5 protein-coding genes and 3 pseudogenes are annotated in these 11,735 nt (G+C 58.7%); all 8 read right to left on the minus strand.

Going from position 1 to position 11,735, the window contains the following annotated elements:
- Positions 1–10 precede the first annotated feature (10 nt).
- The 8 genes and pseudogenes from N8E89_RS20635 to N8E89_RS20670 all read right to left on the minus strand — a co-directional run bounded on the left by N8E89_RS20635 (position 11) and on the right by N8E89_RS20670 (position 11,712).
- Positions 11–1,613, minus strand: a pseudogene (locus N8E89_RS20635) (ABC transporter ATP-binding protein).
- Positions 1,614–1,629: 16 nt separating this feature from the next.
- Entirely contained in the window at positions 1,630–2,769 is a 1,140-nt protein-coding gene (locus N8E89_RS20640; protein ID WP_262263022.1) for an ABC transporter permease, read from the minus strand.
- Positions 2,762–3,685 (minus strand): annotated as a pseudogene (gene oppB, locus N8E89_RS20645) (oligopeptide ABC transporter permease OppB). The gene N8E89_RS20640 and the pseudogene oppB overlap by 8 nt, the downstream one beginning before the upstream one ends.
- A 55-nt stretch (positions 3,686–3,740) precedes the next feature.
- On the minus strand, positions 3,741–5,330 hold the full coding sequence (locus N8E89_RS20650; protein ID WP_410010438.1) for a peptide ABC transporter substrate-binding protein: 1,590 nt from the start codon (positions 5,328–5,330) through the stop codon (positions 3,741–3,743).
- 268 nt (positions 5,331–5,598) lie between these two features.
- Positions 5,599–7,194: a peptide ABC transporter substrate-binding protein gene (locus tag N8E89_RS20655; protein ID WP_106665510.1), complete on the minus strand. Its 1,596-nt coding sequence runs from the start codon at positions 7,192–7,194 to the stop codon at positions 5,599–5,601.
- A 237-nt stretch (positions 7,195–7,431) separates the two neighbouring features.
- Positions 7,432–8,880 carry a cryptochrome/photolyase family protein gene (locus tag N8E89_RS20660; protein WP_262263024.1) on the minus strand — a complete coding sequence of 483 codons (1,449 nt, stop codon included), beginning with the start codon at positions 8,878–8,880 and terminating at the stop codon, positions 7,432–7,434.
- 182 nt (positions 8,881–9,062) lie between these two features.
- Positions 9,063–10,688, minus strand: a complete 1,626-nt coding sequence (locus N8E89_RS20665) for a cisplatin damage response ATP-dependent DNA ligase (RefSeq protein WP_262263025.1) — start codon at positions 10,686–10,688, stop codon at positions 9,063–9,065.
- A gap of 6 nt (positions 10,689–10,694) precedes the next feature.
- Positions 10,695–11,712: pseudogene (locus N8E89_RS20670) on the minus strand (ligase-associated DNA damage response exonuclease).
- Between the last annotated feature and the right edge of the window lie 23 nt (positions 11,713–11,735).

Here is an 11,735-nt window from a genome sequence, read left to right on the forward strand (position 1 = left end):
CAAGGGCAGCTCATTCCAGATCGAAAGCCGCGGCCATCAGCGTCTTGGTATAGGCCTGGTGCGGGGAGTCGAAGATCTCCTCGGTGGGGCCTTCCTCGACGATCTTGCCGTTCTTCATCACGATCACATAGTCGGACATCGCCTTGATCACCGCGAGATCGTGGCTGATGAAGATATAGGAGAGACCGTGCTTCGCCTGCAGGTCGCGCAGAAGCTCGATCACCTGCCCCTGCACGGAACGGTCCAGCGCCGATGTGGGTTCATCGAGAATGACCACCTTCGGCTTCAGGATCACTGCGCGGGCGATGGCGATACGCTGGCGCTGACCGCCCGAGAACTCATGCGGGTAGCGATTGCGCGCGGCCGGATCAAGCCCGACTTCCTTCAGCGCTGCTATGGCCCGCTTGTCGCGATCAGCGCGTGATAGTTGCGGCTCGTGAATGAGCAGGCCCTCGGTGATGATCTCGCCCACGGTCTGGCGCGGCGACAGCGAGCCGTAAGGGTCCTGGAAGACGAGCTGCAACTCCTTGCGCAGCGGCCGCATGGCGGAGCGATCGAAGTTCGATATGTTCTTGTCGGCGAAATGATAGTGGCCGCTGCTTGGCAGGAGCCGCAGCAGTGCCCGGCCAAGCGTCGATTTGCCGGAGCCGGATCTCGCCGACGATGCCGATGGTCTGGCCCTTTTTCAGCCGGACGCTGACGCCGTCCACAGCGCGGAAGGATGTGTTGGAACCGAAGAAGAAACCACCACCTATGGCGAAATCCACCGAGACGTTGCGGCCCTCGAGGATAATGGGCGCAGTGTCTGCCGGCGGCTCCTTGATGCCGCTCGGTTCGGCGGCCAGAAGCATTTTTGTATAGTCTTCCTTCGGCTGTTCGAAAATCTCCTTGATGCTCCCCTTTTCCACCACCTCGCCGCGGCGCATGACGACCACTCGATCGGCAAAATGCTTGACGATGCCAAGGTCGTGGGTGATGAGCACGACAGCCATACCGAAACGTTGCTGGAGCGAGCGCAAGAGATCGAGAATCTGCGCCTGGATCGTCACATCGAGCGCGGTCGTCGGCTCATCCGCGATAAGCAGATCCGGTTCGTTGGCCAGTGCCATGGCGATCATGACACGCTGGCGCTGGCCGCCGGACATTTCATGCGGATACGAGTTCATGCGGCGCTCGGGTTCGGGAATGCCGACGAGCTTGAGCAGTTCCAGGACGCGCACCTTGGCCTGCTTGAAGGTCATGCCCTTGTGATGAACGAGCGGTTCGGCGATTTGCCGGCCGATGGTATAGAGCGGATCAAGCGAGGTCATCGGCTCCTGGAAGATCATGGTGATCTTCGAGCCGCGCACTTCGTTGAGGCCCTTGACCGGCAACCCGACCAGCTCCTTGCCGCGATACCGCGCCGAACCCGCAACCCTGCCATTGTTGGCCAGCAGCCCCATGATACCCATCATGGTCTGGCTCTTGCCGGAGCCGGATTCGCCGACGACGGCGAGCGTTTCGCCTGGCTTCACATCCAGGTCGATACCCTTGACGGCGTTCACATCGCCGTCCGGGGTGGTGAAGTCGACTTTCAGTCCGCGCACGGACAAAACGTTTTCGTTGGTGCCCATTGAATCGGCAGTCATGTCAGCGGTCCTTGGGGTCGAGTGCGTCGCGCAGTCCATCGCCGATGAAATTGAGCGAGAACAGGGTGACGACGAAAAAGATGGCCGGGAAGATCAGCAGCCAGGGTGCGGATTGCATCTTGTTGGCGCCTTCGGAAATCAGCGCCCCCCAGCTGGTCAGCGGTGCCTGAACACCAAGACCAAGGAAGGAGAGGAAACTTTCCAGAAGAATGACCTTTGGCACGACCACGGTGACGAACACGATAACGGGCCCGATGGTATTGGGGATGATATGGCGGCGGATAATCTGCCAGTCGGTCAGGCCAAGGGCCTGCGCGGCGCCGATAAATTCACGGCGTTTCAGGGCCAATGTCTGGCCACGCACGATACGGGCCATGTCGAGCCATTCCACCGCGCCGATGACCAGAAAGATCAGGATGAAGCTGCGTCCGAAGAATACGACCAGCACCACAACGAGGAAGACGAAGGGCAGCGAATAGAGGATTTCGACGAGGCGCATCATGACATTGTCGATGCGACCGCCAATATAGCCGGAGATCGCACCATAGGTCACGCCGACCGCCAACGAAACGAGACTGGCGAGGAAGCCGACGGCGAGCGAAATCTGACCGCCCAGCATGATGCGGGCGAGCATATCACGGCCGTTGGCATCGGTGCCGAAGGGGAAATATTCGCGGTGAACTTCACCGGTGAGTTTCAGCGTCCTGCCATCCTCTTCAGTGGCGGTAACCTGCGTATTATCGAACTCGTTGGCGCGGTCGAAATAACGGGTGGAGCGCGGGTCGATGGGCTGGTCCGAGTGGATGGTTGCGGTGAAGCTGTTGTCTTCAACCGCAAAGTCACGCAGCTCGACGCGGGCGCGATCTGCAACACCCTTCATCACGTCACCCAAAGTTTCCGCCTTGGGAAGCGGTTCGAGGCTTGGCGGGACTGTCACATAAGATGGGAACACCTGATCATAGCTATGATTGATGACGTACGGTCCGAAGAACGAAAAAATAGTGATGAGCGTGAGCATCACGATGCCGCTCATCGCGGCACGATTGCGGCGGAAGCGGATCACGGCGAGCTGGAACAGACTGCGCCCTTTGGATTCTTCCGGTGGAATGATGGTCGTGGGGATATCGGTCAAATCAGTCATGACGAACCCTCGGATCAAGAAGGCCGTAGAGAATATCGACCACAAGATTGAAAACGATGACGAAGATCGCCACGAGAACCACCGTTCCCATGACGAGCGTATAATCACGGTTGATTGCGCCGAGCACGAAATATCTGCCGACGCCGGGGATGGTGAAGATGGATTCCACCACGGCCGAACCGGTCAGCAGTGCCGCAGCGCAAGGTGCAAGATAGGATACAACCGGCAGCAGCGCCCCGCGCATGGCGTGGGTAACGACCACGGCGCGTTGTGGCAGGCCATAGGCTTTCGCGGTTCGGATATGGTCGGCATGCAGGGCTTCGATCATTGAACCGCGCGTCAGGCGGGCGAACACTGCCAGCTGCGGCAGTGCCAGCGTGATGACCGGCAGGATCAGGAATTTCAACGATCCGTCACCCCAGCCGCCCGCAGGAACCCACGACAGCAACAGGGCGAAGATCAACGTCAAAATCGGCCCGACCACGAAATTTCGGCACGGTCACGCCGGTCGTGGCGACGGACATGACAAGAAAATCGAGAAAGGAGTTTTGCCGCAGGGCGGCGAGTGTGCCGACAAGGACGCCGCCAATCAGAGCGAGCAGTAACGCATAGGTGCCGAGCTGGACCGAGTAGGGCAGACCCTTGCCGATCAGCTCAGCAATGGTGTTGTCCTTGTAAATATAGCTTGGACCGAAATCGCCGGTCACGGCATTCTTCAGGTACTGGATGTACTGGTTCCACAGGGGCTGATCGAGATGGTAGGCCTTCATCAGGTTTTCCATCGTCGCCGGGGGCAGCGGTCTTTCCAGATTGAAGGGCCCCCCGGTGCAAACCGCATCAGGAAGAAGGAGATGGTGACGACGATAAACAAGGTCGGCACTGCACTCGCCAGTCTGCGAAGAACAAATTGAAACATGGCATCACTCTCTCAAATCTAGCGCGCAACCCGCATCGGCTTGCGCGCTGCGTACTTATTCCGCCACGCTCAGATACTTGCTGAGATGGTCGTTGGATCCATTGTCCTGCCAGCCTTTGACCTTGCTCGACACAAGCCAGAGCTGGCCGAAGTTCATCATGGGCGCGATTGGCTGGTCGCGCAGAACGATGGCTTCTGCTTCGTGCATGATCTTCGCGCGGGCGGCCGGATCCTTCTCGTTGTAGGATTTCTCCACGAGCGCGTCGTATTCCGGATTGTCATAGCGGCCATAGTTGAAGACGGGATTCTTCTTCAGATTGATCGCCAGGAAGTTTTCCGCATCGGCGTAATCGGCCGTCCAGCCGGCACGGGCAGCATTGAATTTGCCGCCCTCCTTCAGGTAGGCGTAGTGAGCGCTGATATCGTTCTGCAGCAGCGTGACATTGGCGCCGAATGTCTTCTTCCACATGTCTGCGACTGCGATGGCGACGCGCTCATGATTGGGGTTGGTGTTGTAGCGGATTTCAATGTTTAGCGGTTTGCCACCTTCGCCGTAGCCCGCTTCCTTCATGAGTTCGATGGCCTTGTCCTCGCGATCGAGCTGGGACCAGGCGGCGAAATCGGGCTTGGCAGGTTCGCCATAGGTGGCGATACCAAGCGGTATCAGCGAATAGGTGGGCAACTGCGCGCCGCTATAGATTTCCTTCGACAGGAAATCACGGTCGATAGCCATGGAAAGCGCCCGCCGCACGCGGATATCGCTGAATGGCTCAACGCGCGTATCGAACGAATAGAAGTAGGTGGAAAGCGCTGCATTCACACGAACTTCATCGCCATGCGACGCGCGCAGCCGCTCGATCTGATCGGCGGAGAAATTATAGACAAGTTGAAGTTCGCCCGCCTCGAAGCGCCGCACGGCCGCGGCCTGGTCTTCGGACGGGTAGAAAATCACCTTGTCGAGCTTGACGTTGGCGGCGTCCCAGTAGTCAGGATTCTTGACGGCGGTCAGGTGATCGTTCTGGACATGCTCGGAAAGTTCGAACGCCCCGTTGGAGACGAGTTTGCCGGGCTTGATGAAGTCCGCACCGTTCTTTTCAAAGCTGGCCTTGTTGACGGGGAGAGCCGTCTGGTGGGCCAACAATTCGACAAAGAAAGGGGTCGGGCGTTCAAGCGCAATTTCGAGGGTCTTGGCATCGATTGCCTTGACCGCGAGCTGGTCGATTGGCAGTTCGCCCTTGTTGACCTTCTCCGCATTCTTGATCGGGTAGAGAATATTGGCGTAGCCGGCCGCTGTCTTCGGATCTTCGACGCGCCGCATCGAAAATACAAAATCTTCGGCCGTTACCGGTGATCCGTCCGACCAGTTTGCCTTGTCGTGAAGCTTGAATGTGTAGACCGTGCCGTCGTCCGACACTGTCCAGCTCTCAGCCGCACCTGGCACGATCTTGCCGGCGGCGTCATAGGCAGTGAGACCCTCATACAGATCCTTCAGGATGAACGCTTCGATTTCGAGCGATGTCTGGGATGGATCGAGGGTCTGTGGTTCGCCGCTATTGCCACGATGCAAGACAGCTTCCGCAAGTGCGGGACACGCAGCGATGAGCAGTGATCCCAATAGAATTGCGGCGCCAAATTTATGCTGCATGAAGGTCATTCCCTTCAATCCTCCCATCCGTATGAACCATCCGGCATAACCCGGATTATCTCTTCAATCGCATCAGCAGGCTGCACGGCATCTTACACCAGTTAACGACGTGCAGCTGATTGAAACTGCTAACGGCAAAGCATGACGCTGCCCTCTTGAAGCAGGGCGGCGGGCTAGCCGTTGCAAATTGTGCTGTCGGGAAAGTGTCGCATTGCGAGCCGGGCAACAAAGGCGCGCAACCCGTCATCACGGGTTGCGCGCTTAAGCGTTATTCGACGCTCAGGTACTTGCTCAGATGCTCGTTGTTGGCATTGTCGCCCCAACCCTTGACCTTATCGTTCACCAGCCAGAGATTGGCGTCGTTCATCAATGGAGCGATCGGCTGGTCGCGCATGATCAAGGCTTCCGCCTCATGCAGGATCTTGGAGCGGGCTGCAGGATCGCGCTCCTCATAGGACTTCTTCATCAGCGCGTCGAATTCCGGGTTTTCATAATGACCGTAATTGAACGTCTTGTTGCTGCTGACGCTGAGGTTGAGGAAGTTTTCCGCATCGGCATAGTCGGCAGTCCAGCCGGCGCGGGCGACGTTGAACTTGCCGCCTTCCTGCAGATAGGCGTAGTGCGACGAGATATCGAGATTCATCAGCGTTACATTGGCGCCGAAGGTCTTCTTCCACATGTCGGCGACGGCTGTGGCGACGCGTTCATGGTTCGGGTTGGTGTTGTAGCGGATCTCGATGTTGAGCGGCTTGCCACCTTCACCGTAACCAGCCTCTTTCATGAGTTCCACGGCCTTGTCTTCGCGATCGAGCTGCGACATGCCGGCAAAGTCGGGCTTGGCTGGCTCGCCATAGGTTTCAAGCCCTGGGGGCACCATGGAATAGACCGGCAGTTTCGTCCCGTTGTAGATATCCTTGGCAAGGAAGTCGCGATCGACGGCCATCGAAAGCGCCCGGCGCACGCGAACGTCGTTGAATGGTTCCGTGCGCGTATCGAAGGGGTAGTAATAGGTTGCCGCTGCGGGTGTGACGTGCACCTGTTTGGGATTGGCGGCACGCAGGCGGTCGATCTGGTCGGACGAGAAGTTGTAGACGAGGTCGAGTTCACCAGCCTCGTAGCGGCGAACATTCGCAGCCTGGTCATCGATCGGATAGAAGATCACCTTATCCAATTTGACGTTGGCAGCGTCCCAGTAATTTTCGTTCTTGACGACGGTCAGATGGTCGTTCGGCACGTGCTCGGCGAGCTTGAACGCGCCATTGCCGACCAGCTTGCCGGGCTTGACGAATTCAGCGCCATTCTTCTCGAAGCTTGCCTTATTGATCGGCAGTGCGGTCTGGTGCGACAGCAGTTCGATGAAGAAGGGGGTCGGCCGTTCCAGCGTAATCTCAAGCGTCTTGTCGTCGATGGCCTTCATGCCAAGCTGATCGACAGCCATTCCGCCCTTGTTGATCTTTTCGGCGTTCTTGATCGGATAGAGAATGTTGGCATATCCGGCCGCGGTCTTCGGATCTTCGACCCGGCGCATGGAGAAGATGAAGTCTTCAGCGGTTACCGGCGAGCCGTCGGACCATTTCGCGTCAGCCCGGATCTTGAAGGTATAGACGGTGCCATCATCTGACACGGTCCAGCTTTCGGCGGCGCCTGGCACGATCTTGCCGTTGGCGTCATAGATGGTCAGGCCCTCATAAAGGTCCTTGACGATGAAGGCTTCGATGTCGATCGAGGTCTGCGACTGATCGAGGGTTTGGGGTTCGCCGCTGTTGCCGCGATGAAGTACCATTTCAGCCAGTGCCGGGCTTGCGCCGAGCATGAGTGATCCAAGCAGCAGGGCCGCGCGGATGTTGAGTTTCATAAGGGTCATTTTCTTATCCTTCCCCTCCAAGAGAATTGCGAAGGCATGAACAAATGCCAAAATTTTCCCAAAGGCAAGGAGGGTGTAATGCTTTCGTTGTAATATTTTTTGAACACGGGGCTTACGAGCACGTCAAAAAATTGTTGCACCATATGGACCAAAGCGCCATTTGGCGGCACTTTTCAATGGAAATGCGGCAATTTGCGACAGACGACAAATTTTGTCGGATTGTGTGGAAAACCGCGGTTATCGGGTTTTGTTAAAGGCTTCCAGCGCCCTTTCACGGGCACGTTGAAGGTCGACAATGGGCAAAGGATAGGTCTTGCCGAGATCAATCTTCGCCATTTTTAGGGTGACGTGAGGCGCAGACCATGGCCGGTGCAGATATTTGTCGGGCAGCGCCGCCAGCTCGGGCAGGAATTTGCGCACGTAGTCTCCCTTCGGATCGTGTTTTTCGCCCTGCAGGACAGGATTGAAGATGCGGAAATAGGGTGCCGAATCCGCGCCTGAGCCAGCCACCCACTGCCAGCTCGCGGCGTTGTTTGCCGGGTCCGCATCGAGGAGCGTCTCCCAGAACCATCCCTCGCCGATGCGCCAATCGACAAGCAGATGCTTGATCAGGAAAGAAGCAACGATCATGCGCACGCGGTTATGCATCCAGCCGGTCCGCCATAGCTGGCGCATGCCGGCATCGACGATTGGATAGCCGGTTCGGCCATGCTTCCAGGCGCTGAGAAGGTCGGGGCGATTTTCCCAGGGGAAAGCATCAAAAGCAGCATTGTAATTTTCCGAGGGCAACTTCGGATTGTTGTACAGCAGATGGTAGGAAAATTCGCGCCAGCCAAGTTCCTGACGGAATTTCTCCACTCCTGCCCGCTGCCCATCGAGCATCGGGTTCCTCGTGGCGTGCCAGATCTGAAAGGGCGTGATTTCGCCATGGGCAAGGTGCGGCGACAAGCGCGATGTCGCCTCAATATCCGGCCGGTCGCGATATTCGGCGTAACTGCCGATCCTATCGTGGAGGAAAACCTGGAGCCGATCGCGTGCGCCCTTCTCGCCCGGGCTCCACGCTTCGGAAAATCCCTTGGCCCAGTTCGCCTGGTGCGGCAGCAGTCCCCAATCATCAAGTGTGTCCGAAGCAAGTTCATGTTGCCAGCCCTTCAGTTCAAGCGGTGCCGGCAACGGATCGCGAAGCCCGGGTATAGCGTTGAGCACGCGCCAAAACGGCATATAGACGCGGTAATGCCCGCCGGCCCCCGTCCTGAGCACAGAGGGTTCGTGCAATATTTGCCCTTCGAAAGTCTGCGTCGCGATAGCCCGATGCGACAGTTGCACGCGCAGCGCCTCGTCAATCTCGGCTCCGGGAGGATCATAGCGGCGGTTCCACACGACCATATCCGCGCCGGTATCGTTGATCAGGGTGTCGATGACGTTGTCGGTCCTGCCGCGCCTTAGGACCAGGGGAGCCCCGAGCTCCCGCAGTGAAGCAGCAAGCGCGATCAGGGAATGATGCAGCCACCATCGCCGGGCGCCGCCCATAGGACGGCTGTCGCCGCTCACTCTTTCGTCGCGTAGATATACTGGAATGACCGGCTTTCCGGTCTGCGATGCGCGATGGAGCGCGCGATTGTCACCGAGCCGCAGATCATGGCGGAACAGAACAATGACGGGCTTTTCGTTACCGGTATCGCTCATCTGGATAGCTGCACACCCTGCGCAATGACGATCACGCCTCAACCCTTATAGTGTCCTTGCCGGGTTGACCATGAGGAACGTGCGATCACGGAAACATAGCAGTTAACGGTTATCCTGGTGCACCAAATTTTCTGCGGCCAGCAGCGGAGGGCGGGTAACTTGTTTTGTGCCAGGCCGGGACATCAATCTTCCGTTTCGGAATCGCGCAACAGGGCTTCCAGTGTTTCCAGCCGGTCTGCTTCGATGGGCGGCTTGTCCCAGCGCAGGCGGGAGATGCGCGGGAAGCGCATGGCAACGCCCGACTTGTGCCGCTTGGAGCGATTCAGGCCTTCGAACGCCACTTCCAGCACAAGGCCGTGCTTAGGCTCGGCCCGCACCGAACGCACCGGGCCAAAACGCTCGGTCGTATTGTTGCGCACGAAAGCGTCGAGCTGTTTCAGCTCATCGTCGGTGAAGCCGAAATAGGCTTTGCCGACGGGAACGAGGTACGGCTCGGTTTCCGGCCCGGTCCATACGGCGAATGTGTAGTCCGAATAGTAGCTCGACCGCTTGCCATGGCCGCGCTGGGCATAGACAAGCACGGCATCGATGATGAACGGATCGCGCTTCCACTTGAACCAGGGGCCCTTGGGGCGGCCCGGCACATAGGCGGAGGAGCGTTGCTTCAGCATCAGTCCTTCGATGATCGGATGCGGCGGAGCCTTGCGCAGTTCGACCAGGTCCTCGAAGGACGCGTAGGGCACCAATGGCGAAAGGTCGAAGCGTGTGGGTTCCAGCTTTCTGACGAAGGTTTCGAGTCGGGTGCGGCGCTCGGCAAAGGGCAAGGCACGGATATCCGCCTCGCCGTCGAAGAGCAGGTCATAGAGCCGCACGAAGGCCGGATGGCTTTCGAGCTGCTTGGCTGAAACATTCTTGCGGTTGAGACGCTGCTGCAGATCGCCGAAGGCACCGATCTCGATGCCGGACTCTGCGCCGCGTGCGACCAGCAATTCGCCGTCGAGTGTGCCCTCGAAGGTCATAAAATTGGCGATATCGGGAAAAACATGGGAGATATCATCGCCGGTGCGCGAATAGATGCGCCGCTGTCCGCCTTCCGCGGTCAATTGCACACGGATGCCGTCCCACTTCCACTCGGCGGCATATTCGGTTGCGTTGATCCTGGCATAATCCAGCTCTTCGAGCGGAGTCGACAGCATAACCGGGCGGAAGGGTGCGGCGGCGAGGCTCTGCGGCTTGTCCGCCTTGTTTTCCAACCAGGCGAAGAGCGGCTCATAGGGCGGTTTCAACCCATGCCACAATTCCTCGATCTCGGTGACGTCTACCTTACCGAATTGCGCCAGCGCCTGCTTGGCGAGCCGCGCCGAGACGCCGATGCGCAGGCCGCCGGTGACAAGCTTGAGCAGAGCGTAACGGGCCGAGGCATCGAGCTGATCGAGCCATCGCTCAACCAGCCGTAACGCATCGCTGCGTGACGCACGGGCAAGCGAACTGATCACCTCGCCAAGGGTGGGCACCGCATTGGCGCGGACAGGTTCGTCCGTCGACCAGACCAGCGAAATGGTCTCGGCAAGGTCGCCGACATAATCATAGGAATAGGCGAACAGCTGCTCGTCCACGCGCTCGGCGATAAGCGCGCGGATCATCGCCGGTTTGACATTGGCAACGTCGAGATCACGGGTAATGGCGGCCAGGGCAAGTCCGCGATCCGGGTCGGGGGTGTCGCGGAAATAATCGACAAGCAAAGTGAGCTTGCCGTTGCGCGCGGGCGTCAGGACCAGCCGGTCGAGGAGCTGTGCGAATTCTTCCATTGCGACCTAGTCTCCCTCGTCCTCATAGCCGACGAGATGCAACGGCCGCGCGGCAAAGCCATTCAGCTCGCACCAGCGCACCAGCGCTTCCTCGCGCCCGTGCGTCACCCAGACCTGCGAAGGACCAAGCTCAGTGATCGTATCGGTGAGCTCGTCCCAATCGCAATGGTCCGACAGGATAATGGGGAGTTCGACGCCGCCCTGACGCGCGCGCTGGCGGATCTCGCATCCAGCCGGACGCGAAGCAGGAGACAGGATCAGGGAACCGCCGCGCCCAGCGATCGACAAAAGCGGAGGGTGGGCCGACGACAATGGCGCCGGCAAAATCCTGTACGCTGCCCGTTTCGACGGTCGCGGCTGCCAGAGGTCCAAGATCGACGCCTTGCGACTGGTAGTAGTCACAAAGTTTGGCCAAAGCGCCGTGAATATAAATGGTCCGGTCATACCCTGCATCGCGGAGCATTCGAATGACGCGCTGGGCTTTGCCAAGCGCATAGGCGCCGACGAGGTGGGAGCGTTCGGGAAACTGTTCGACCGATTTCAAGAGCTTGGCAATCTCCTCGCGGCCATCGGGATGGCGGAATACCGGCAGCGCGAAGGTCGCTTCGGTGATGAAGACATCGCAGGCAACGGGCTCAAAACCAAGACAGGTCGGATCGGCGCGGCGCTTGTAGTCGCCGGAGGCGACAATGCGCATGCCATCCTTCTCGACGGCGATCTGTGCCGAACCCAGCACGTGGCCGGCCGGATGAAAGCTGACGATGACGCCATTGACTTCGACAGAATTGCCAAGTGTGGCAGCTTGCGTTTCGCCGGCGAAATGCGCGCCATAGCGCAAGCCCATAATGTCGAGCGTCTGCCGCGTCGCCATCACCTTTTGATGGCCGGAGCGTGCATGGTCCGAATGACCGTGAGTGATGAGTGCGCGATCTACGGGGCGCACCGGATCGATATAGAAATCGCCGGCGGGCGAATAGAGGCCGGCAGGTGTCGAGCACAAAAGAGCTTCAGGACGTTTCAGCAAGATGATCCTCTGGTTTACCCCCT

The organism is Phyllobacterium sp. A18/5-2, from assembly GCF_025452215.1.
In the GTDB taxonomy this organism is placed as follows: Bacteria; Pseudomonadota; Alphaproteobacteria; order Rhizobiales; family Rhizobiaceae; genus Phyllobacterium; species Phyllobacterium sophorae.

Excerpts from the sequence above, each read along its gene's own strand:
- N8E89_RS20640 (WP_262263022.1), bottom strand. The coding sequence starts at position 2,769 with ATGACTGATTTGACCGATATCCCCACGACCATCATTCCACCGGAAGAA.
- N8E89_RS20650 (WP_410010438.1), bottom strand. The coding sequence starts at position 5,330 with ATGCAGCATAAATTTGGCGCCGCAATTCTATTGGGATCACTGCTCATC.
- N8E89_RS20655 (WP_106665510.1), bottom strand. The coding sequence starts at position 7,194 with ATGACCCTTATGAAACTCAACATCCGCGCGGCCCTGCTGCTTGGATCA.
- N8E89_RS20660 (WP_262263024.1), bottom strand. The coding sequence starts at position 8,880 with ATGAGCGATACCGGTAACGAAAAGCCCGTCATTGTTCTGTTCCGCCAT.
- N8E89_RS20665 (WP_262263025.1), bottom strand. The coding sequence starts at position 10,688 with ATGGAAGAATTCGCACAGCTCCTCGACCGGCTGGTCCTGACGCCCGCG.